Source organism: Paraflavisolibacter caeni (genome assembly GCF_025628885.1).
Lineage (GTDB): Bacteria > Bacteroidota > Bacteroidia > Chitinophagales > Chitinophagaceae > Flavisolibacter > Flavisolibacter caeni.
In genome coordinates, this window is record NZ_JAOTIF010000032.1 from 22,274 (window position 1) to 44,209 (window position 21,936).

Here is a 21,936-nt window from a genome sequence, read left to right on the forward strand (position 1 = left end):
GCTGATGCTGTTTAATAATGAAATACGTAACATTCTGTTAAGGCTAATCCATGAGTTCCTCAGCTTTTTGGACTTTGTACACAATTCAATAGATTTGACGCCGTTACTAAATTCCTTAACTATTTTGCACCATTTACCAACAAGCCATTCATAAAAAAACCTATGAAAAGAATCTTAACGCTCCTGATCATACTACTTTTAAGTGGCCTGAGCATATTGGCTCTTGTCGTTTTCCTGGTGATGCAAGGAGTTTTCGGTCCTTTACCTTCTCTTAAACAATTAAAAAATCCGAACCTCCTCCAGGCTTCAGAAGTCCTGGCTGCCGATAGCACGCTAATGGGAAAATACTACCGGGTTGGCGGCAATCGTAGTAATTCCAACTTTAAGGATATATCTCATTACGTAATTGATGCCCTTATTGCCACTGAAGATGAACGCTTTTATAAGCATACAGGTATAGACACTCGGTCAACCCTGCGTGCAGTTTTCCTGTTGGGGCGCGCAGGAGGCGGCAGTACGCTTTCCCAGCAACTAGCCCTCAACTTATCCACTGACAGGCGAGCTTCCAATTTGGGTTCAAGGTTTATCCAAAAGATCAAGGAATACATCATTGCTACCCGGTTGGAAAAGCAATTCACCAAGCAGGAGATCTTAACACTTTATTTAAATACTGTTCCCTTTGGTGATAATGTATACGGCATCCGTATAGCTGCCCGCACCTTCTATCAGAAAGAACCCAGCCAGTTAAAACCAGAAGAAGCTGCAGTGCTGATCGGGATGTTGAAGGGCAATTCAATTTACAATCCTCGTCTACATCCAAATGCAGCGCGCGACCGCAGAAATGTAGTTTTAGGACAAATGGAAAAGAATGGAATGCTCTCTTCCTCAACTGCCAGTCAATTGAGAGCCCTGCCCCTTATTATTAATTATAAAAAACTGGATGAAAATAATGGTGTGGCGCCTTATCTGAGGGAAGTGCTCAAAGAAGAATTGAAAGATGCATTAGAGGGACTCGAAAAACCTGATGGCACACCATATAGCTTATATGAGGATGGATTGCGGATCTATACTACGATCGACCCCAACATGCAATCCTATGCAGAAGAAGCAGTAGCGCAACAGATGCCACTTTTGCAAAAAGCCCTGAACCGGCAAAGGAATATACGTACAGGGAGCGTTTGGAAAGGCCATGCAGAAGTGTTGGACGCACAAATGAAGGCATCTGATCGTTGGCGTAATTTAAAAGATGAAGGTCTAAGTGATGACGAGATCAAAAAAGCCTTCAAGCGCAAAGTGTCCATGAAAATCTTTGCATGGAATGACAAGCGTGAAAAGGATACCTTGCTCTCTCCCTTGGACTCGATCAAATACCACCGTCAGATGCTTCAAACAGCCTTTATGGTGATGGACCCACAAACCGGGGCAGTAAAAGCCTGGGTAGGCGGTATCAATTACAAAACTTATAAGTTTGACCATGCGAACCTCAAAACCAAACGCCAGGTTGGCTCTACCATAAAGCCCCTACTCTATGCTCAGGCAGTAGAAGAGAAAGGTTTTTTACCGGAAACCCCTGTAGAGGATATACAACAGGATTTTGGTGGGGGCCGATTGGTTCCGGCAACAACACAATCTTGCAGTGGTGATACCATCACCATGGCTTCTGCTTTAGCATGGTCCAAGAACTGTGCAACAGCTTATATCATGAAACAAGTGGAACCGGAAAATTTTACCCGCTTCCTTGGGCGTATCGGAGTTCCTACGGAAGTAGAGCCTCACCCATCAATTGCTTTAGGGTCCTGTGATCTTTCCCTCTATGAAATGATGTGGGCCTATTCCATTTTCCCTAGCGGTGGCATTTCTACCAAACCTTATATCATTAGTCGCATTGAAGACCGTAATGGAAATGTGTTGAAACGTTTCGAACCCGGCAAAAATCGCAAAGAAGTGATCAGTGAAGTGTCGGCTTATCGTATGTACCAGATGATGCAGGGCACAGTAACTGTTGGTACCGCGAAAGGATTGATGGAGCGCCTTGGTGCAGCAGAAATGGGCGGCAAAACTGGAACAACTAACGACAACGCTGATGCATGGTTTATGGGTTATGCCCCCCAGTTACTGGCGGGTACATGGATTGGCTGTGATGACCGTTTCATTCGCATTGAAAGTGGCTTGGGTATGGGATCACAGGCCGCCCGTCCAATTTGGGAGGCATTCTTTAAAAAAGTATATGCCGATGCAAAATCAGGTGTTAAAAGAGATGCTATATTCAACAAACCACCCGAACTGTTGATCAATACAGACAGTCTGGTAATGAAGGAATTAATGGACGCTGGTATGATGAGAACCGAAGATGAAAATCCTGAAGATCTGAACAACCCCAAAGCTGTAATGCCTCCTAATAATAAAGAGAACCGGAATCGCGATCCTAAAATTGGTGAATCCAGGCAACCAGCAGAGCAAAAGGAAAAAAAGGGAATATTGAATAAAATATTTGGCAAAAAAGAAGAATAATAAAGAAATTTAAGATGTGGAATCTATCCAACACAATAGTCTATTTAAGTTACTGGTAAGAATTGTTGTTCTGGTAGCAGCAATTACAGTTCTTCTTTGGATCCTGTTCAAAGCTGCCAGCATGGTCCTGATTCTGATTCTGGCCTTTGTGTTGGCACTGATCATCAATGCACCCGTAAGTTACCTTGAGCAAAGAGGAATGAAAAGGGTTTGGGCTAGCATAACTGTATTTGGAATTATTTTTTTAGTCATTGTTTTTCTGAGCTTATTAACCTTACCTAAAATTTATTACCAGTTAGAACAACTTATACTTGACCTACCTGCCTATATTAATAATTTAAGTACTAATATCGCATCCTGGTTTGAAGATTATCCTGAAATAAGCAGGAAAATAAAAGAAAATACGAATGATCTATCTATTTGGCTGCCCTCCATGCCACAAACCATAAGAAGTATCAGCAGTTATTCCCTCTCCTTATTAAGTTTTCTCTTTTTAATGATCATATTTACATGGATCATTATTTTTTCAGTAATGAATCCCAGGCCCCTGCTCAAAACTTACTATTCCTTTTGGCCTATTGAACGAAGAGAAAAAGCACAGAATGCACTGCTACACACCTCTACTATGCTACAAGGCTGGGTTAGATCGAACCTGATTGGAGGTAGCATTCAGGCTGTTTGTACTACCATTTTCTTATCCTTACTCCACGTACCGGGAGCTTGGGTATGGGGTGCCGTTACATTGTTTTCACAATTAATTCCAAATATTGGATTTTATATAATGTCAATTCCACCCGTACTGGTAGCATTTTCTGTCCATCCGTTGAAAGCCCTTTGGGTCGGGATATTCTTTATAGCATTAAGTGAGCTAATGGGGAATATTATTTTGCCCAGGATCCGTTCCAGAACAATGAACTTGCATCCGGTGTCAACGCTGATTATGTTACTGATCCTGGGAAGCGCATTTGGACTTTGGGGCGCTTTTCTAACTGTGCCCATAACAGCCATCATTAAAGCATATTACGAAGAATTTTATTTGAAAAAGATGGAAGCAGATAATCATCTGGAAGAACGTATCGATAATATAGTTTATCATTCCACTGATCGCTGATAAACTCATCTTGCTCATTCCTCAATTCTGCCCCTTCTTTTCCTATCTCCAATTGTATCTTCCTGATCCAAAGAATGATGAAATTTTGAAACGGCAATCCGCTGAGATCCATATATTCCCGAATGCCCGCTAAAGTAATAAGCAGTAAAGCAAGCTACAGCATAGTACATAATATTATGAGATCCAAAGAGCTCAACCCCCATCAAAGTACAGGCAATTGGAGTATTGGTAGCGCCTGCAAAAACAGCAATAAAGCCTAAACCGGCAAACAGATCAACTGGTGCTCCGGCAACTGTTGCCAACACGTTACCTAATGTAGCCCCAATAAAAAACAATGGAGTCACTTCACCTCCTTTGAATCCTGTACCTAATGTAATAGCAGTAAGCAGTAGTTTCCAAAACCAGCTCCATGAAGTGGCTCCTCCTTCTGAAAATGCAGAAACAATACTGACTCCACCCTTGGGATTGGTTACACCTAAACCTAGGTAATCGAATGTTCCTAATAAATGACTAATAGCAAGAATTACGATACCTCCTGCAACTGGTATGAGCCATTTGTTTTGGATGTATTTACCTGAAGAATCTTTGATGAAATGTGACGTTTCTGAAAAAAGAAAACCTGCAAGTCCAAATGCGATTCCTCCAACAACAACTTTAAATAGAAGTAAATAATCAAAAGTTAAAAAAGATATCCAATGTTTTGTCGGTTCTATGACACCAGAAAAAGCAATGATATACCGGGTGTGCTGAATTCCATATGCAGCACAAGTAAAATCAGCCAGTAAACTGGCTATAAAGCAAGGAAGTAGTGCATCATATTTAATCCTGCCCGCAGACAAGACTTCCAGTGCAAAAATAGCTCCTGCTATGGGCGTTCCGAATACAGCACCAAAACCAGCTGCCATGCCGCACATCAGTAGAATGCGTTTGTCATTGTGCTTTAATTGATACCACCTGGAAAAAAGCGCCGATATACTTCCCCCCATTTGCACTGCCGTACCTTCCCTGCCTGCAGAACCTCCGAATAAATGCGTAACCAGTGTTGAAATTAAAACAAGGGGCGTCATACGGGCAGGAATACCGCCACCTGGTTTATGAATTTCATCCAGGATAAGGTTATTGCCTATATCTGAATTCTTTCCCCATGTTTTATATAGGTATGTAATGAAAAGACCAGCCAATGGTAGAAAGTAAATGAGCCAGAGATGATTCCATCTGGCTTCACTTGCCATATCCAACAGCCAAAGAAATAAGGATACCAATGAACCTATGACAATGGAAACAGGAACAATCAAAACAGTCCAGTAAAGTAAATGCTGGGCAATTTTTATTTGTTCAAAAGAATTGCGGAATTGCTTCATCCTACAAATAGAATTAATATACAACAATGAATGTTACTATTTGTAGGCGCCATCAGTCCCGGAAACTTCCGGGGCGGTTGGGTCAGGAAGACACCATTTCCTGTGAAAGTGACACAAATGTAAGGGTTTGATGAAAATTAGAAAGTATCTTTTTAAGTTCTGCAACAAGATCACGAATTAAATAAGGCTTTTCAAAGTAATATTGAGCACCTTCACGATAAGCGGATATACGATCATTGACATCACAAGAGCCGCTCCAGAAAACAACGGGAATATCTTTAAAATCTGGGTAACTCCTGATCAATCTTAGACACTCAAAACCATTGTGTTTAAGTAAATGAAGATCTATAAAAATGATGGCAGGCTTTGTTCTTTCCAGTAATGTAAGGAGGTCTTCTGTGGAGTACGTGCATTTAACTTCGAAGTCAGGACTTACATCCATTATGGCCCTGCTAAACAGGAAACAATCATCCTCATCGTCATCAATTAAAAGAATTGATTTGGAACTACTAATTGGCGATATCATTGGCTTCTGATTAAGGATTTAAAATAGTGGGCCGTGTTTTTAACACACATTTATTAGATGCAATAATAAACAGTACAAAATTGTCCGTTAAAGAGAATGCTCATCATCACCATTGATGTAAGTCATAAAAAAATCGTCTATTGCTAATATAAGCACTGTGTAATTCGTTTGCGGAATTATTTGCAAACTTTAAGTTCAGTGAAAGAATGTCTTTCATATCCCCCTGTTTATGGCTTTGGTTATAGCGAAGAACTGGTGGCCAAAGCAATGAAAAACACTACCAGGAACCGATACCAGATCTTAACCAAATTTGGTTTGAACTGGGAATCAGCCGATGGAGAATTTTACTTTGACTCTGTGGATAATAACGGCAAACCACTCAAAATTTATAAATGGTCATCAAAAGAAAGAGTAATAAAAGAGTGTGAGGAAAGTTTACGTCGATTGCGCACTGATTATATTGACCTATACCAGATTCATTGGCCAGATTCAACGACTCCCATTAGTGAAACTTTTGAAGCTGTGCAAAAACTGATTGAACAAGGTAAAGTGCGCGCTGCGGGTGTTTGCAACTATAATACGGCTCAGGTTAATGAAGCCCTGAGCACAATTCAACTGGCTTCAAACCAGGTTCCCTACTCTCATATTTTCAGAGATATAGAAAAAAGCATCGTACCACAAGCCTTGGAAAAAGTATTCGGTATTATCGTTTATAGTCCCTTGCAAAGAGGATTACTTACTGGGAAAATCAAACCTGGGCATCACTTAAATGAAGGAGACACCAGGGAAGGCAATAGGTTTTATACAGAAGAAAATATTAAACGTGCAAATCAATTATTAGAAGAAATCAAACCAATTGCCGAAGCTCATAATGCAACGCTTGCCCAGGTAATTTTAAAATGGACAATGTATAGACCGGGAGTTGCCTGTGTATTAGCGGGTGCAAGGAACGAGCAGCAAGTTGTGGACAATGCTAAGGCATTACATCTAAGTCTAAGCACGGAAGAATTGAATACGAAAACAACCTTATCTGAAAGCTTCATCAAGGCTGAAGTAAAAAGCGGGTCTTAAAAGACCCGCCGCTTATTCAAACTATAAAGTAATTAATTTAATTAATTATTGCCTCGTTGCTGAAAGTTTCTCCTCTGTTCTGCATAAAAATCATTAACAGCCTTAACCTTTTCGTCAGTCAGAGGGATATCTTTATATTTCTTATTATTGGCTGCTTGTATTTCATCAAGCTTTTTTCTTCTTTCATCCTCACTCAAATTTGAATTTCTTAACTCGCGCATGGAGCTACGGGATGCAAAGTTGATTTCAATCACTTTATCAGCTTCTGCTTCAGTTAACTTAGCTTTCTCAATCAGTTGAGGTTTGATACGTTCAATCATTCGTTGCCTCATTGCTGCAGTATCGCCTCCTCCTCCTTGCCACTGTTGCGCTTGGGCACTAGAGATGATAAAAATCGCACAAACTAAAAGAATGGCATATGTCTTTTTCATAAAACAATTATTTGAGAGGAAAATTACACTGGCCTCCTGTTAATTTGAGTTAATTAAGGTGAATAATATATGCCTCAAAAAACAACCAACTCAAATCTGAAGCTGGTTACTGAAATACAAGACCTATTTTTCTTAAATAATGTCTGTCTTATCTTCACCTAACCTTGCAGTTTCCCCTTCATCTAAATCATCATTGGGGCTGCTAGCTGTAAAATCTGCATCCTCCAGCATATCCTTTTCTGCCTGTTCATGAGCAGCACTCGCCAATTTTCTGTCATCGCGGGGAATCCTTACACTTGATGCATCTCGCTTCTGTTCACGGGTATTCTTTTTACTTGGATCAGAATCACTTTTTTTCATAATGAAGAATTTAATAGTTAAATAATAAAGATCTATGCCGTTTCTTCTTCATAAAAATTCCGTTCTGGGGCATCACGGGTCGCATTGTCTCGGACCTCTTTTTCTGATTGATATTGTGAAGGTAGAACTTTAAATTCCTCTTTAAAATACCTGGAAAAAATTTTAGGATTATTAAATCCTACTTCGTAAGCGATTTCAGTGATCGTCAGGCCACTTTTTGCCAGTAGTTGGGCAGCCCTTTTCAATCGAATACTACGGATAAATTCTAAAGGCGCCCTACCTGTCAGAGCCAATAGCTTTTTATAAAGAGCGACACGACTCATATGCATATTACGACTCAATTCCATTCATCACAGGCATCATAATATCACTGACCACCAATTCCGGATGCATTTTTTTTACCTTCTCCCACCCTTCTTTCCAATTACTGGCATCCTCAACATGATAATATGCTTTCAAATTATCCTTAAGGTAAAAACGGAAATCTTCGTTATCTTCCACAAGCAAAATGGTCTTGCTCTTTCTGTTACTGCCTTCAGGCTCTGTTTCATCGAAAAAATCAGGTGGCTTGATGCTTTCAACAATAGTTGATTAATTTACTGATTCAGAAATTCTCTGGTTTTCCATACTTTCAGGTACATCGCTTTGAAAGAAACGCTCAAAAATGCGATCCTGCTGATCTTTTGCAATTCCAATACCTGTATCGCTTACATATATGGCAAGCCTGCCCTCGATATCTTGACCAGAAAGATACTCTAGCCGAACATTGATAGCTCCATGATCATGAGTATACTTATAAGCATTGGAAAGGAGATTGAATAATATCTTTCCAACTTGTCCTTATCAAAATTAATTTCAAGAGCATCTACATTTGATTCAAAAGAGAAGTTGATATTCTTTTTCTCTGAGATATCTGAAAAAGAATAAGAAATATCTTTAGTAAACTTGATGATGTCCCCTGCCACAGGATGCAGTTTGAATTCCTGGACTTCCATTTTTCTAAATACCACCATGATCAGTACTAATCCAGATAATTCCATTTTTATCCTGAACTGCGCCTGTAATAAAATTGTTGCTCAATTTATATCCAGGCCCTTGCTCATTAAATCGTTTAATGGTGTTTGTTATGGACTGAAAAAGAAAAACACCTTTAGGATTGGCTGCTATCCAGATCCAGGCATCACCGTCATGATCAACAAAAAAGTCATAGGAAAAATTTCCCCATTACAACAGCATTTTGAAAAACACAACAATTTAAGGCAAGTTTTATAAATATATCTAATAAGTCTATAAGGAATGATTGAATTACTTTTGAAAAAAATTTCTATGGGTATTGCGGATAAATTATTCAAAATGAAGCAGGAAAAAGCGGCTGAAAATTTAAAAGCCGGTGAAGAATTTTTAGAGGCTAATAAGAATAAACCGGGTATTGTGGCTTTACCAAGCGGTCTACAATATGAAATCATCACGGAAGGAACTGGCCCTAAGCCGCTCGCCTCCAATAAAGTGACCTGCCATTATCATGGAACATTAATTGATGGGACTGTTTTTGATAGTTCTGTAAAACGTGGCCAACCTGCCACTTTCCCTTTAAACCAGGTCATAAAAGGCTGGACAGAAGGATTGCAATTGATGCCTACAGGCAGTAAATGGAGATTCTTTATTCCACCCCATTTAGGTTATGGCGACAGGCAGGTGAGCGCTCAAATCGGACCAAACAGTACATTAATATTCGAAGTTGAGCTAATAGGTATCAGCTAAAATATATCTTCACCAAAATAGGCTGGCCCACAAATTTGAGCCAGCCTATTTTATTCTCTAACCCCAATTCAATCCCTAATCCTCCCCTCTATCATCTCTCATCTACCCTCTACCTTCTATCACCTTTTCTCCCTCCATTCATCATTCCAACAATATACCTAATAGTAATCTTATAGAAAACTTACAGTAAAGTTATAGTAAACTTATAGTAGAGTTATAGTAAACATTAGCCGTACATGCTACATACATCCTCCTCGACCACTCCTATACTACTCCGTATCTACCCCGTACCTAAGGCGTATCTAAGACATAGCTGCCTTACTCTCCCCATAATATTCCTCCATCAATTCCTAACTCCAATTTCTTCTAATCCTTAATTCCTTCAAATCCAGATTCATTCATTCCCCTAGCTGTCTTTTATTGAAAAACATACTAAGTAATTTCTTCGCAGCCACAATTGCAGGTATTTTTTCAGTCTCAACCTGTTGTTCAAGAAATGAAAGGGAACTTTTCACCTCTTGGTTGCTATAAAAATCATTGCGCAGGTGATAGTTGATGGTATCATGCATCCATTGCAGGTTTTGCTCCTGCCGGTTACTTTTAAAGAATCCCTTTACTTTCATCATCCCTTCAAACTCGCATATCAGTTCCCATATCTCTTTGATGCCAGTATGATTAATAGCTGAACAGGTCAACACACTTGGATACCATCCACTTTCATTAGGAGGGAACATATGTAAAGCATGCTGCAATTCTTTTTGCGCTAGCTTGCTTCTTTTAATATTATCGCCATCAGCTTTATTAACGACAATAGCATCTGCCATTTCCATGATTCCCCTTTTGATGCCTTGTAATTCATCTCCCGCCCCTGCCAGCATCAGTAACAGGAAAAAATCAACAATGCCTTTCACACTGGTCTCACTCTGACCAACACCCACTGTCTCGATGATGATGATATCATAACCGCTTGCCTCGCACAAGAGCATCGTCTCTCTGGTTTTGGAATGAACACCTCCCAAAGTAGCTCCGGAAGCTGAAGGTCTTACAAAAGCATTGGGATCATTAGCCAACTCTTCCATCCTGGTCTTATCCCCTAAAATACTACCTCCGGTTTTCTGACTGGAGGGATCAATCGTTAAAACAGCAATGCGCTTGTTTTGTGAACTAAGATATTTCCCAAAAGCTTCTATAAACGTACTCTTCCCTGCACCAGGCACACCAGTAATGCCAATTCGTAGTGACTTACCTGAATAAGGTAATATCCGCTCTATAACAGCTCCTGCCAAATCATTATCTGAATGTAGCTGGCTTTCAACTAATGTAATAGCCTTGCTAAGCATGACCCGATCTTTATTCAGTATTCCTTGGACGTATTCATCTACAGTATGTCTCTGCTTCTTGAATGTAAATCCCATATAAATGATAAAGATTTTTGTATTACCTGATTTATATCAGCAGTTTGATCCACAAACAACTTCTAAGTTTATTGCCGCAATTGGAAGGAACAAACCCAATTTAGATCGAAAATTGTTAACAACACCAAATTTATAAATAATAGGTGTTGGATAATGTTGAGGAAATCGGGATGACTGTAAAGGATCAGGAAATGTTTCTGAAGAAGTTTGAAATTGAAGTGCGATACCGATACATTTAATATTATCAATGAAAACAAACTACGCTATTCTTACCAATAAAGGAAAAGATAGCAGCACAGGAAAGCACCTCTCCCGACTGCCTCTCTAGAATCAAAGCTGCAGAAATGATAAACTGAAACAATCATCTGCACCGTATTCAGTTGCCATTGGAGCCTACCACTGATGTTTCATAAACTATGCAGCGCATTACATTAATCCGTTTAATGCACGATTTGTGTAGTGCTTGCCTCATTTGTGTACCCTTTACGAACCATCTTATTCGCCAATGAAGTCTTTACCGTTTAATTAAAATAATATCACTAATTCTCATTTTTATGGTAGAAGAACATAAAATCAAACAATTGCTTGACAAAAGAGAAGAAGCTAAATTAGGTGGTGGTCAGAAGCGTATCGACGCCCAACACAAAAAAGGAAAACTTACAGCACGGGAACGTATCGATTTACTTTTGGATGAAGGCAGCTTTGAAGAATTTGACATGTTTGTTTCACACCGCTGCAAGGACTTCGGAATGGATAATGAAAAATACCTGAGCGATGGTGTGATTACAGGTTATGGTACCATTGATGGCAGACTGGTTTACGTTTACGCTCAAGACTTTACAGTTTTTGGAGGCTCATTAAGCGAAATGTTTGCAAAGAAAATTTGTAAAGTAATGGATCATGCTATGAAGATGGGTGCTCCTGTTATTGGCATTAATGATTCAGGCGGCGCACGTATCCAGGAAGGTGTTCAAAGCTTAGCGGGATATGCAGAGATCTTTCAAAGAAATATTATGGCTTCAGGTGTTATCCCCCAACTCTCAGCCATCTTCGGACCCTGCGCTGGCGGAGCTGTATATAGCCCTGCACTGACAGATTTTATCATCATGTCAAAAACCTGCAGCTACATGTTTGTAACTGGTCCAAAAGTTGTACAAACTGTAACAGGTGAGGTTGTTACTGATGATCAATTAGGGGGAGCAATGGTACATAGCAGTAAATCCGGGGTATCGCACTTTGAAGCTGAAAACGAAGAAGAAGGCATTCTGTTACTACGAAAATTGCTGAGCTACTTACCTCAAAATAATCTGGAAGATCCTCCATATATCCCATGTACCGACCCAATCGACAGGCTCGATGATATTTTAAACAACATAATTCCAGACAGTCCAACTAAGCCATATAATGTCAAGGATGTCATTCATGCCATAACAGATAACAACGAGTTCTTGGAGGTCGCTCGTCATTATGCTCCAAATATTGTAACCGGGTTTGCCCGCTTTGACGGAAGATCTGTTGGTATTGTTGCCAACCAGCCAAACTACCTGGCAGGTGTCCTGGACATCAATGCTTCACGCAAAGCTGCCCGGTTTGTAAGATTCTGTGATGCATTCAATATTCCTATCCTTACCCTGGTTGATGTACCAGGTTTTATGCCTGGAACTACTCAGGAATACGGAGGCATTATAATCCATGGTGCTAAACTATTGTATGCCTATGGTGAGGCCACGGTGCCTAAAGTAACCATCATATTACGCAAAGCATATGGTGGAGCATATGATGTTATGAGCTCCAAGCATTTAAGAGGCGATATCAATTATGCTTGGCCTACAGCAGAAATTGCAGTAATGGGCGCTAAAGGTGCCATTGAAGTCCTGTACAATAAAAAATTGAATGATATAGTGGATCCGGCAGTCAGGGAAGAACTTTTGCGCAATTATGAAGAAGATTACATTAACAAATTTGCCAACCCATATGACGCTGCGTCTTACGGTTTCATTGATGACATTATCATCCCCCGTACAACACGCTTTAGAGTGATTAGAGCCTTCCAGGCATTAGCTACGAAAAAAGATTCAAACCCACCTAAAAAGCACGGAAATATTCCTCTGTAAAATCAATACTTATGAAATTCTTTCCAAAAAAGCAACCCGGGACGCAACATCGGTCAATCAATACAGACGCTATAAAGACTGAAGTTCTTGATGATGCACAACAAGCTGAAGGCGAATTAACTGCCGTTATTGCACTGGCCATTCATAAGTATGTTACAGAAGTAAGGGAGTATGAAAACACTGTGCTGACGATCCAACAGGTCATCAAGCCATATTCTCCATGGAGTTCCAAAATTTATGGACTACGGCAACAGCCTTTGTATGTACCAGGCTTAAGAATGAAAATAAAATAATCAATAAAGAAGAAAAAATGAAGAATTATAAATTCAAAATAAAAGACAGAAAATATAATGTTGACATCCTTGGTATTGAAGATAATTTAGCCAAGGTCATTGTTAATGGTGAAACTTATGAAATTGAAGTGGAACAACAATTAAAGACGACAAAAACACCCAAACTAACGCGCTCATTAGCAGTACCATCAACAGATGGTACTCCTTCTACTGCAAGGACTGCAAGCCCCTCTGCACCAAAAGGCACAGGCACATTGAAATCTCCTCTCCCTGGTAAAATACTCGATATACATGTAAATATTGGGGATAAAGTTTCCATTGGCCAGACAATTTTATGTCTTGAAGCCATGAAAATGGAAAACAATATTAACTCAGACCGCGATGGAATGATAACAGCCATCCATATTCAAAAAGGTGATACAGTGCTCGAAGGAAATATACTGGTTGAAATAGGATGACCCATTCATTGGCATTAATCAGTTGACCAATAAAACCTTTCACCCATGAACTCTATAACCATATTTTTGGCTTGTATTTCTGGTTCTTTTCCTGGGCGTTTTTATCATTGATATGTACGTCACCAATCGCAGGAAAGAAAATATAAATGTAAAGACTGCATTAAGCTGGACCGGTTTGTGGATCAGCGTTGCTCTTTTATTTGGCGTGGCGATTTATTTTTACTTTCCACAGGATGCGCAGAGTGTTGTTAAAACATCTTCTGTCATGATGGTTAAATTTATCTCAGGCTATTTCACAGAATACTCGCTATCTGTAGATAATTTGTTTGTTTTCATCATGATCTTTTCCTTGATGTCTGTCCCGGAATCCGTTCAGCCGTTACATCTGAAAATTGGTATCTTATTATCCATTGTATTGAGGATTCTATTCATTGTACTTGGACTGACCTTGGTGCAAAAATTCAACTGGATCATGTACCTGTTTGGAGCTATTTTACTTTGGACTGGATATAAGATGGCTTTTACAGATGAAGAAGATGAAGTAGACCCCAAATCCAACTTTCTTTATAAAGCAGCAGCTAAATTGTTTCCAATCGATTGGGACATGAATGCTGTCACTTTTTTTAGAAAAATTAATGGCAAGACACATATCACACCCCTGTTTTTAGTATTTCTGGTGATTGGAAGCACTAATGTCTTGTTTGCAGTTGATTCCATACCTGCCATTATTGGCATTATCAATGAAGGAGCAAGCGGCGTGATTTCCAATGCTGATCAGAACTTTTTGGCGATTACGTCAAACACATTTGCAGTCATGGGCCTGGTTTCTCTATTCTTTGCCTTAAAAGGGATTATGGGCATGTTTCGATTTCTGAAACATGGTGTAAGCTTTATTCTATTCTTTATTGGAGCCAAAATGCTGCTTTCATCAGTACACCCAGTTGAAGAGTTTTTCTCTGGTTATACTTGGATTTCACTGGCTGTAATCGTCTCAACATTGTCTGTTTCCATCCTTCTTTCAATCATCATTGCTGAAAAGAAGGAAATAGAGTTCCTCAAAGAAGAAGTCGAAGAACTGGAAGATGAAATAGATGAATTAACAGAAGAAGTTGAAGAACTGGAAGATAAAATAATAATTACAAGACTCACCAAAACTTAATCATCATGAATATCAATGACCTTTTACCTGTTTTATTTAATATCACTTGGCAACACTTGCTAATGATTGGGGTAGGTATCTTGCTCATTTACCTGGCTATTGCTAAAGAATATGAACCAACGCTCCTCTTACCTATGGGTTTTGGAGCCATATTGGTCAACATACCCTTCACATCTGCCATTACCCAAATCGATCCTCAAACAGGCAAGGCTATAGAAGGTGCACTATCTGTTTTTTATCAAGCAGGTATTACAACGGAAGTGTTTCCATTACTTATTTTTATTGCCATTGGCGCCATGATCGATTTTGCGCCTTTATTCAAAAATCCATTTTTACTACTTTTTGGTGCAGCCGCCCAATTTGGTATATTCTTTACCATCATTGCAGCTACTCTTATGGGATTCGATCTGAAAGAAGCTGCATCTATAGGTATTATCGGTGCTGCTGATGGCCCCACCTCAATATTTGTAACTTCTAGATTTGCGCCTCACTTACTGGGTCCAATATCTGTTGCCGCATACTCATATATGGCATTAGTGCCTATCATCCAACCTCCGGTAATTAAACTGCTCACGAGCAGGAAAGAACGGCTGATCCGAATGGAAGGACACCCTAAAGTTGTTTCGCGCACGGCATTGATTTTATTCCCGATCACAGTAACGGTAATTGCCGGCATTGTAGCCCCCTCATCAATTGCTCTGATTGGCTTCCTGATGTTTGGCAACCTGATAAGAGAATGCGGTGTCCTGAATAAACTATCACAATCTGCACAAAATGAGCTGGCAAGCCTTGTAACTATACTTTTAGGAATCAGTATAGCAAGCACAATGACCGCAGAGAGATTCGTAAGATTGGACACATTAATGATCATTGGACTTGGTCTTGTTGCTTTTATTTTCGACACATTCGGCGGCGTTATGTTCGCCAAACTGATCAACTTGTTCCTTCCTCAGGGCAGAAAAATAAATCCGATGCTCGGAGCTTGTGGCATTTCTGCATTCCCGATGTCTGCTCGCGTTGTTCATAACATGGGACAAAAAGAAGATCAATTCAACTATCTTCTGATGCACGCAGTAAGTTCAAATGTGGGAGGACAAATTGGTTCCGTGGTAGCAGGAGGTCTGATTCTGGCATTAATTCCATTATTGTTATTTTAAATAAAGGAGGTAATTATGGATCCATTAAGCGCAGCTTTAAAAATCACCGGCTTAGGCATGGCGGGAATCTTTGTTTTCATGTTCATATTCTATCTGTCGATCCGTTTAATCGACCGGCTATTCCCAGGCAAAATGCAATCAAAAGAACAGGCTCTAAGAGCATAACAACCAATATAATTTCTTAATTTATACCATAAATAAAATAAATGGAGCTTAATTACATTGAACATATAGGCATCGCAGTAAAAGACCTTGAAGCAGCAATCAAATATTATGAAGATATATTGGGTTTAATATGTTATTCTGTAGAAGAAGTCAAAGATCAAAAAGTTAAAACAGCATTCTTCAAAGTTGGACAAACCAAGATTGAACTCCTGGAAAGTACTGATCCTGACGGACCTATTGGAAAGTTTATAGAGAAAAAAGGTGAAGGTATACACCATATTGCTTTTGCTGTAAATAATATTGAAGGTCAACTTCAAGATGCAGCTTCAAAAGGTATTCAGCTCATTGATTCCAGGCCCAGGAAAGGCGCAGAAGGCTTGGATATAGCTTTTTTACACCCAAAATCAACATTTGGAGTCTTAACTGAACTCTGTGAAAAAAAGTAAACAAATAAAAAACGATCACTATGGCCATATTCAAATCCGCCGAAGAAGCAGTTAAATTAATTAAATCTGGAGACAGGGTTTTGGTCCAGGCAGCTTGTGCTACGCCCCAAACCTTGTTAAAAGCAATGACAGCAAGAGCTTCCGAATTGCGTAACGTAGAAATTGTTCATATACACACTGAAGGTTATATCGATTATGCAAAACCTGAGTACAACAAAAGCTTCAAAACAAGCTGCTTTTTTATGGGTGGCAACATCCGTAAATATGTACAAATGGGTAGTGCTCAATACAACCCGGTTTTCCTTAGCGATATTCCTCATCTTTTCAGAAATGGAACGCTCCCTCTGGATGTAGTTTTAGTGAATGTTTCCACTCCGGACAAACATGGCTATTGCTCTTTGGGTACTTCTGTGGATGTTGTTGTGGCTGGCCTCGAAACTGCCAAAACAATCATTGCCCAGATCAACCCCAATATGCCGCGTACAATGGGTGATGGTATTGTACACATTGACCGTTTTGCAGCTTGCGTACAAGTGAACGACCCTCTTTATGAATTGCATATTGCTCCTCCGGACGAAGAAGAAAGCCAAATAGGAAAACATATTGCTGGTTTGATCACTGATGGCGCAACCCTGCAAATGGGAATAGGCGGCATTCCCAACGCAGTATTATCCTGCCTGCACAATCATAAAAATTTGGGCATCCATACTGAAATGTTCTCAGAGGGCATACTGCCTTTGATTGAAAAAGGTATTGTAAACGGTTCAAAGAAGGTTGTTTTACCCCATAAAATAGTTTCAGGTTTTGCAATGGGATCGAAAAAGTTATATGACTTTATGGATGATAACCCGGAAGTACTCATGATGGATATTTCTTTTGTAAATGATACATCTGTGATCAGGAGAAATCCCAAGGTGGTTGCTATTAACTCCGCTATTGAAGTTGATTTAACCGGACAAATCTGTGCAGACAGTATAGGAACAACAATGTATTCTGGCGTAGGCGGACAAATGGACTTTATGCGTGGAGCGGTATTATCACCTGGCGGCAAAGCTATTTGCGCCTTGCAATCAATGACGCACAGAGGGGTATCCAAAATTGTCCCCACTTTAAGAGTAGGTGCCGGGGTTGTGACCACAAGAGCGCACGTTCAATATGTAGTTACAGAATTTGGTATAGCCGAATTAAAAGGCAAAAACCTGGCTCAGAGAGCAAAAGCTTTGATTGACGTGGCCCATCCCTGCGTAAGGGAAGAATTGGAAAGAGTGGCCTTTGAACGTTATGGCCCTAGTTATGTATCTTTTAATAACTTAGTATTGGCAGAAAACTTTGCATAGTGTCGTTGAACTTCTTTACAAATGAGGCTTCAAATGCCTCATATTTCACGTTCTAACTTTTTTATAATGGATACAACTGATAAACTGTTTTCTGAATTTGAACCAATTACGCGAGAACAATGGAAAGCTAAAGCCATTGAAGACCTGAAAGGTGCAGATTTTGATAAAAAACTGGTTTGGAAAACAGATGATGGCTTTCCTATTCAACCTTTTTATACAGAACAAGACCTCAATGAAAATAGCTTTCTGAAAAAGCATCAACGTTTTGTGCCTGGTGGAAAACGGGAATGGTCAAATTATATACAGGTTGATGTTCACGACCTGCACATGGCAAATCAAATGGCAACTGACATGGTTCAATCTGGTGCCAATGGAATATTATTCCGTATCCAAGATCCCCAAAGCATTGAATTTTCAATTTTGTTGAACAACCTGGATCCTGAAAAACTACATATTTCTTTTTCGACTCCAATTCCAAGCGAAGCATTCATATCCAATTATTTCAGGTTTTTGGAACATAATGCAATAAAACCTGGTAACATTAAAGGTTTCTATGAATCAGATATCCTGGATGAATGGGTTACAAAAGGCACAGAACCTGATTTTAATGCATTGGCAAATGTGATAAAAGTATCACTTCCAGCTGTAGGCTTTAAAGCCTTGGTCATTAGGTCACATGCTTTTATTAATGCCGGTTCTAACACGGTACAGGAGCTCTCCTTTACACTGAATAAGCTGACAGATTATATCGATAAACTATCATCGCCGGATTTAACTCAGTCAAATGTTATTGAAAATATTGTATTGCACATGGCAATTGGAGGAGATTATTTCTTTGAAATTGCTAAACTGAGGGCTCTTAAAATTATTCTGAAAAGCATTTTAGATGTATATCAATCAGATGCTTCCATAGAAATTTTAAGCTCAAACTCAGCCTGGTCCAAATCTTTTTACGATCCAAATGTAAACATGCTAAGGAATACGACCGAAGCTATGTCAGCAATAATTGGCGGCTGTGATGCGCTCCTTACCTATCCACATGATTATACGAATGGTGCTCCTACGAAATTCAGCCACCGCATTGCTTTGAATATCTCAAACCTGCTAAAAGAAGAATCTTACTTTGATAAAGTTGTAGATCCGTCCGCAGGCTCTTATTATATTGAAAATCTTACTGCCAGCCTAGCTGAAAATACCCTTATCTTGTTTCGAAAAGTTGAAGATGCGGGAGGATTTATCAATGCTTTTACAACAGGCATGATCCAGGAACAGATATCATTGATTAAAGCCAAAAAAGAAAAAGAAATTGCACTTAGAAAAAGAGTCTATGTAGGTACCAATAAATACCCCAGTCTGAAGGAGAAAACACCTCTGAAAGAAAAAGATATCCAGCCTGCCTCTAGGAGAGATATCCCTTTACTCTATCCTCAACATGCTGCAAGTTCTTTCGAATTATTAAGAGACAGAACGAGAAGACATTTTGAATCTACAGGCTTCATCCCCAAGGTTTACCTTGCCTGCTTTGGAAATCTTGCGGCCAGAAAAGCTAGAGCTTCATTTACTGCAGAGTTTTTCGGAACGGCTGGTTTTCACATCCTGGGAGAGTTTTTCTTTAATGATACTCAAAAAGCAGCAGAGGAAAGTGCAAAAAGTAATGCAGATATCGTGGTGATTTGTTCCTCAGACCTGGAATATGAAACGCATGGCGCCGCATTTGCGAAGCAGTTTAAAACGATATCAAAAGATAAGATTTTGACCCTTGCAGGTCACCCGGAAAAAATAGTGGAGGACCTGAAGAAAAGTGGTGTGGATGTCTTCATCCATATCAGGACAGATGCCATTGAAACACTTAGCGATTTCCAGGCTAAACTTTTTCAACCATTAACTCGCTAGGATTCTTAAGACTAATTATTACAGACATGAAACCTGACTTTTCAAAGATCAACATAAAGGATACAGCAAGCACACTGGAAGAAAATAACGAACAAGCCTTCGTAGAAGAATGGGAAACAGCTGAAAGAATTAAGGTAAAGCAATTATTTACACAGAAGGATATCGAAAGCGCAGAACACCTGCACTTCGCAGCGGGCTTGCCTCCTTATTTAAGAGGCCCCTACTCTACTATGTACATTACCCAGCCTTGGACCATCCGCCAATATGCCGGCTTTTCCACGGCAGAAGAATCCAATGCTTTCTATAGGAGAAACCTGGCAGCAGGACAAAAAGGCTTGTCAGTAGCTTTTGACCTTGCCACACACAGAGGTTACGATTCTGACCACCCGAGAGTGGTAGGAGATGTAGGCAAAGCAGGTGTCGCTATCGATTCTATCCTGGATATGAAAATACTCTTCGACCAGATACCATTAGATAAAATGTCTGTATCTATGACCATGAATGGGGCTGTTATCCCAGTTCTGGCATTTTACATTGTTGCAGCAGAGGAACAGGGTGTTTCCATGGATAAACTGAGTGGAACTATTCAAAATGATATTTTGAAAGAATTCATGGTGCGCAACACGTATATCTATCCGCCTAAACCCTCTATGAAGATTATCGGTGATATTTTCAGCTTCACCAGCAAGAACATGCCAAAGTTCAATTCCATCTCCATTTCAGGGTACCATATGCAGGAAGCAGGTGCTACGGCCGATATTGAGCTTGCTTATACGTTGGCAGATGGTTTGGAATACATCAGAACCGGTATTGAAGCAGGACTAGCCATTGACGACTTTGCACCACGTCTTTCTTTCTTTTGGGCCGTCGGAATGAATCATTTTATGGAAATCGCCAAAATGCGGGCAGCAAGATTGCTTTGGGCCAAGATTGTAAAACAGTTCAATCCTGAAAACCCAAAATCCATGGCTCTGAGAACCCACGCTCAAACTTCCGGGTGGAGTTTAAGCGAACAGGATCCTTACAACAATGTAGCACGCACCTGTATTGAAGCCATGGCTGCTGCATGTGGGCACACACAGTCGCTCCACACCAATGCACTGGATGAGGCCATTGCTTTGCCTACAGACTTCTCTGCACGGATTGCAAGGAATACCCAGCTATACTTACAGGATGAAACGAATATCGTGAAAGTTGTTGACCCATGGGGAGGCTCCTATTACGTCGAATACCTTACACAGGAACTTGCAAAAAAGGCCTGGCAGCATATACAGGAAATAGAGGAATTAGGAGGAATGGCAAAAGCTATTGAAACAGGTATTCCTAAAATGAGGATTGAAGAAGCTGCTGCCCGCAAACAGGCAAGGATCGACTCGGGTAAAGACATCATTGTTGGTGTAAATAAATATCATGTGGACGAAAAAGCAGATTTCGAAGTACTCGAAGTAGATAATACTGCTGTTAGAAATGCACAAATAGAAAGACTCAATAAACTCAAGGCGGATAGAGACAACAAGACTGTCGAACAGGCACTGCAACAAATTTCTGAATGTGCACGAACTGGTGAAGGCAATTTACTGGAGTTGGCCATAGAAGCAGCAAGAGTGCGGGCAACCTTGGGTGAAATATCCAGCGCTATGGAAATGCACTTTGGTAGACACAAAGCTGCCATCCGGACCATTTCAGGTGTATACTCCAGGGAATCAGCAGGTGATAGCGAGTTCAGGGAAGTACTGGAAATAGCTGACCAATTTGCTGAAGAAGTTGGACGTCGTCCAAGAATAATGATTGCTAAAATGGGACAGGATGGTCACGACCGTGGTGCCAAAGTAGTTGCCACCTCATTTGCCGATATGGGCTTTGATGTGGACATGGGCCCTCTGTTCCAAACTCCGCAAGAAGTAGCAAGGCAGGCAGCAGAAAATGATGTAGATTTCGTAGGCGCATCTTCTCTGGCCGGCGGACATAAAACATTGATACCAGAATTGGTGAATGAGCTCAAAAAGCTGGGCCGAGAAGATATTATTGTTTTTGCAGGTGGTGTTATCCCTCAGCAAGACTACGACTATCTTTTTCAAAGAGGCGTATCAGCAGTATTCGGGCCCGGCTCTAAAATACCTAAATGTGCAAAGATTATGTTGGAAAAACTCATGGTTTATCGTCCCTTGAGTTAAGTAGCCATTTAGCACTTTCAATGCTCCGGATTCTGCATTAATCAGCCCATTACACTCCTCCCTACCCACACCAACCTTGGACCTCACGCGGTTACGCTCAACCGTTTCAAGGGAAAACTTCCATATTGATGGGTTACATTGGTGTAATTGCCTATTGCATGCAAAGTTCACATCAACTAAATGCACTTCAAAT

The 21,936-nt window shown here is 40.1% G+C and carries 22 protein-coding genes, 1 pseudogene and 1 riboswitch; of the genes and pseudogenes, 14 read left to right on the top strand and 9 right to left on the bottom strand.

The annotated features are described in order from the left end of the window. Nucleotides 1-162 precede the first annotated feature (162 nt). Together OCK74_RS24560 and OCK74_RS24565 are read left to right on the top strand one after the other, a co-directional pair. Complete coding sequence (locus tag OCK74_RS24560) at nucleotides 163-2,511, top strand: transglycosylase domain-containing protein (protein WP_279299756.1); 2,349 nt, start codon at nucleotides 163-165, stop codon at nucleotides 2,509-2,511. A gap of 16 nt (nucleotides 2,512-2,527) precedes the next feature. Further along, the gene (locus OCK74_RS24565; protein ID WP_279299757.1) at nucleotides 2,528-3,622 is read left to right on the top strand and encodes an AI-2E family transporter; all 1,095 of its coding nucleotides are present in this window, start codon (nucleotides 2,528-2,530) and stop codon (nucleotides 3,620-3,622) included. Nucleotides 3,623-3,636: 14 nt separating this feature from the next. Here OCK74_RS24565 and OCK74_RS24570 read toward each other — a convergent pair whose 3' ends face one another. Then, entirely contained in the window at nucleotides 3,637-4,983 is a 1,347-nt protein-coding gene (locus tag OCK74_RS24570; RefSeq protein ID WP_279299758.1) for a voltage-gated chloride channel family protein, read from the bottom strand. Between the two features lie 36 nt (nucleotides 4,984-5,019). Beyond that, a riboswitch (Fluoride riboswitch) is annotated at nucleotides 5,020-5,093 on the bottom strand. Continuing rightward, nucleotides 5,066-5,509 (bottom strand): response regulator, encoded by a 444-nt coding sequence (locus OCK74_RS24575; RefSeq protein ID WP_279299759.1) that lies wholly within the window; start codon nucleotides 5,507-5,509, stop codon nucleotides 5,066-5,068. (Overlaps the previous riboswitch by 28 nt.) 198 nt (nucleotides 5,510-5,707) lie before the next feature. On the opposite strand from OCK74_RS24575, the gene OCK74_RS24580 reads away from it, so the two are divergent. After that, nucleotides 5,708-6,580: an aldo/keto reductase gene (locus tag OCK74_RS24580; RefSeq protein ID WP_279299760.1), complete on the top strand. Its 873-nt coding sequence runs from the start codon at nucleotides 5,708-5,710 to the stop codon at nucleotides 6,578-6,580. Nucleotides 6,581-6,621: 41 nt separating this feature from the next. Here OCK74_RS24580 and OCK74_RS24585 read toward each other — a convergent pair whose 3' ends face one another. The 6 genes from OCK74_RS24585 to OCK74_RS24605 form a co-directional block, all read right to left on the bottom strand. Further along, the gene (locus OCK74_RS24585) at nucleotides 6,622-7,011 is read right to left on the bottom strand and encodes a hypothetical protein (protein ID WP_279299761.1); all 390 of its coding nucleotides are present in this window, start codon (nucleotides 7,009-7,011) and stop codon (nucleotides 6,622-6,624) included. 132 nt (nucleotides 7,012-7,143) lie between these two features. Further along, a complete protein-coding gene (locus OCK74_RS24590; protein ID WP_279299762.1) occupies nucleotides 7,144-7,371 on the bottom strand; it encodes a hypothetical protein in 228 nt (75 codons plus the stop codon). 32 nt (nucleotides 7,372-7,403) lie between these two features. Beyond that, complete coding sequence (locus tag OCK74_RS24595) at nucleotides 7,404-7,694, bottom strand: helix-turn-helix transcriptional regulator (RefSeq protein ID WP_279299763.1); 291 nt, start codon at nucleotides 7,692-7,694, stop codon at nucleotides 7,404-7,406. A gap of 7 nt (nucleotides 7,695-7,701) precedes the next feature. Continuing rightward, nucleotides 7,702-7,872 (bottom strand): response regulator, encoded by a 171-nt coding sequence (locus tag OCK74_RS24600; RefSeq protein ID WP_279299764.1) that lies wholly within the window; start codon nucleotides 7,870-7,872, stop codon nucleotides 7,702-7,704. Nucleotides 7,873-7,962: 90 nt separating this feature from the next. After that, on the bottom strand, nucleotides 7,963-8,196 hold the full coding sequence (locus OCK74_RS28050; RefSeq protein WP_423803181.1) for an ATP-binding protein: 234 nt from the start codon (nucleotides 8,194-8,196) through the stop codon (nucleotides 7,963-7,965). Next, a complete protein-coding gene (locus OCK74_RS24605) occupies nucleotides 8,127-8,411 on the bottom strand; it encodes a hypothetical protein (RefSeq protein ID WP_279299765.1) in 285 nt (94 codons plus the stop codon). The genes OCK74_RS28050 and OCK74_RS24605 overlap by 70 nt, the downstream gene beginning before the upstream one ends. A 286-nt stretch (nucleotides 8,412-8,697) precedes the next feature. On the opposite strand from OCK74_RS24605, the gene bamJ reads away from it, so the two are divergent. After that, nucleotides 8,698-9,132 carry a BamJ family beta-barrel-assembly machinery protein gene (gene bamJ / locus OCK74_RS24610; RefSeq protein ID WP_279299799.1) on the top strand — a complete coding sequence of 145 codons (435 nt, stop codon included), beginning with the start codon at nucleotides 8,698-8,700 and terminating at the stop codon, nucleotides 9,130-9,132. A gap of 398 nt (nucleotides 9,133-9,530) precedes the next feature. Here bamJ and meaB read toward each other — a convergent pair whose 3' ends face one another. Beyond that, nucleotides 9,531-10,547 (bottom strand): methylmalonyl Co-A mutase-associated GTPase MeaB, encoded by a 1,017-nt coding sequence (gene meaB / locus OCK74_RS24615; RefSeq protein ID WP_279299766.1) that lies wholly within the window; start codon nucleotides 10,545-10,547, stop codon nucleotides 9,531-9,533. A gap of 554 nt (nucleotides 10,548-11,101) precedes the next feature. Here meaB and OCK74_RS24620 point away from each other — a divergent pair. From OCK74_RS24620 to scpA, 10 genes and pseudogenes are all read left to right on the top strand, one after another. After that, the gene (locus tag OCK74_RS24620) at nucleotides 11,102-12,661 is read left to right on the top strand and encodes an acyl-CoA carboxylase subunit beta (protein WP_279299767.1); all 1,560 of its coding nucleotides are present in this window, start codon (nucleotides 11,102-11,104) and stop codon (nucleotides 12,659-12,661) included. Nucleotides 12,662-12,672: 11 nt separating this feature from the next. Next, complete coding sequence (locus OCK74_RS24625; protein ID WP_279299768.1) at nucleotides 12,673-12,954, top strand: hypothetical protein; 282 nt, start codon at nucleotides 12,673-12,675, stop codon at nucleotides 12,952-12,954. A 17-nt stretch (nucleotides 12,955-12,971) separates the two neighbouring features. Continuing rightward, entirely contained in the window at nucleotides 12,972-13,412 is a 441-nt protein-coding gene (locus tag OCK74_RS24630) for a biotin/lipoyl-containing protein (RefSeq protein WP_279299769.1), read from the top strand. 73 nt (nucleotides 13,413-13,485) lie between these two features. Beyond that, nucleotides 13,486-14,571 (top strand): annotated as a pseudogene (locus OCK74_RS24635) (TerC/Alx family metal homeostasis membrane protein); the annotation flags it as partial. Between the two features lie 5 nt (nucleotides 14,572-14,576). Continuing rightward, a complete protein-coding gene (locus OCK74_RS24640; RefSeq protein ID WP_279299770.1) occupies nucleotides 14,577-15,728 on the top strand; it encodes a sodium ion-translocating decarboxylase subunit beta in 1,152 nt (383 codons plus the stop codon). A 15-nt stretch (nucleotides 15,729-15,743) separates the two neighbouring features. Next, nucleotides 15,744-15,893, top strand: coding sequence for an OadG-related small transporter subunit (locus OCK74_RS28055; protein ID WP_423803179.1), 150 nt, complete (start codon nucleotides 15,744-15,746; stop codon nucleotides 15,891-15,893). A gap of 41 nt (nucleotides 15,894-15,934) precedes the next feature. Next, complete coding sequence (gene mce / locus OCK74_RS24645; protein ID WP_279299771.1) at nucleotides 15,935-16,339, top strand: methylmalonyl-CoA epimerase; 405 nt, start codon at nucleotides 15,935-15,937, stop codon at nucleotides 16,337-16,339. 20 nt (nucleotides 16,340-16,359) lie between these two features. Continuing rightward, nucleotides 16,360-17,676: an acetyl-CoA hydrolase/transferase family protein gene (locus OCK74_RS24650; protein WP_279299772.1), complete on the top strand. Its 1,317-nt coding sequence runs from the start codon at nucleotides 16,360-16,362 to the stop codon at nucleotides 17,674-17,676. Nucleotides 17,677-17,742: 66 nt separating this feature from the next. Then, complete coding sequence (locus tag OCK74_RS24655; protein WP_279299773.1) at nucleotides 17,743-19,569, top strand: methylmalonyl-CoA mutase family protein; 1,827 nt, start codon at nucleotides 17,743-17,745, stop codon at nucleotides 19,567-19,569. Nucleotides 19,570-19,595: 26 nt separating this feature from the next. Beyond that, nucleotides 19,596-21,743, top strand: a complete 2,148-nt coding sequence (scpA, locus tag OCK74_RS24660; protein ID WP_279299774.1) for a methylmalonyl-CoA mutase — start codon at nucleotides 19,596-19,598, stop codon at nucleotides 21,741-21,743. Nucleotides 21,744-21,936: the final 193 nt, after the last annotated feature.

What these genes read in the sequence shown, in the direction of transcription:
- OCK74_RS24590 (WP_279299762.1), bottom strand. Translation starts at nt 7,371, where the DNA reads ATGAAAAAAAGTGATTCTGATCCAAGTAAAAAGAATACCCGTGAACAG.
- OCK74_RS24570 (WP_279299758.1), bottom strand. Translation starts at nt 4,983, where the DNA reads ATGAAGCAATTCCGCAATTCTTTTGAACAAATAAAAATTGCCCAGCAT.
- OCK74_RS24560 (WP_279299756.1), top strand. Translation starts at nt 163, where the DNA reads ATGAAAAGAATCTTAACGCTCCTGATCATACTACTTTTAAGTGGCCTG.
- scpA (WP_279299774.1), top strand. Translation starts at nt 19,596, where the DNA reads ATGAAACCTGACTTTTCAAAGATCAACATAAAGGATACAGCAAGCACA.
- meaB (WP_279299766.1), bottom strand. Translation starts at nt 10,547, where the DNA reads ATGGGATTTACATTCAAGAAGCAGAGACATACTGTAGATGAATACGTC.
- OCK74_RS28055 (WP_423803179.1), top strand. Translation starts at nt 15,744, where the DNA reads ATGGATCCATTAAGCGCAGCTTTAAAAATCACCGGCTTAGGCATGGCG.
- OCK74_RS24605 (WP_279299765.1), bottom strand. Translation starts at nt 8,411, where the DNA reads ATGGAATTATCTGGATTAGTACTGATCATGGTGGTATTTAGAAAAATG.
- OCK74_RS24625 (WP_279299768.1), top strand. Translation starts at nt 12,673, where the DNA reads ATGAAATTCTTTCCAAAAAAGCAACCCGGGACGCAACATCGGTCAATC.
- OCK74_RS24595 (WP_279299763.1), bottom strand. Translation starts at nt 7,694, where the DNA reads ATGAGTCGTGTCGCTCTTTATAAAAAGCTATTGGCTCTGACAGGTAGG.
- OCK74_RS24585 (WP_279299761.1), bottom strand. Translation starts at nt 7,011, where the DNA reads ATGAAAAAGACATATGCCATTCTTTTAGTTTGTGCGATTTTTATCATC.
- OCK74_RS24630 (WP_279299769.1), top strand. Translation starts at nt 12,972, where the DNA reads ATGAAGAATTATAAATTCAAAATAAAAGACAGAAAATATAATGTTGAC.
- OCK74_RS24640 (WP_279299770.1), top strand. Translation starts at nt 14,577, where the DNA reads ATGAATATCAATGACCTTTTACCTGTTTTATTTAATATCACTTGGCAA.
- bamJ (WP_279299799.1), top strand. Translation starts at nt 8,698, where the DNA reads ATGGGTATTGCGGATAAATTATTCAAAATGAAGCAGGAAAAAGCGGCT.
- OCK74_RS24620 (WP_279299767.1), top strand. Translation starts at nt 11,102, where the DNA reads ATGGTAGAAGAACATAAAATCAAACAATTGCTTGACAAAAGAGAAGAA.
- OCK74_RS24650 (WP_279299772.1), top strand. Translation starts at nt 16,360, where the DNA reads ATGGCCATATTCAAATCCGCCGAAGAAGCAGTTAAATTAATTAAATCT.
- OCK74_RS24655 (WP_279299773.1), top strand. Translation starts at nt 17,743, where the DNA reads ATGGATACAACTGATAAACTGTTTTCTGAATTTGAACCAATTACGCGA.
- OCK74_RS24575 (WP_279299759.1), bottom strand. Translation starts at nt 5,509, where the DNA reads ATGATATCGCCAATTAGTAGTTCCAAATCAATTCTTTTAATTGATGAC.
- mce (WP_279299771.1), top strand. Translation starts at nt 15,935, where the DNA reads ATGGAGCTTAATTACATTGAACATATAGGCATCGCAGTAAAAGACCTT.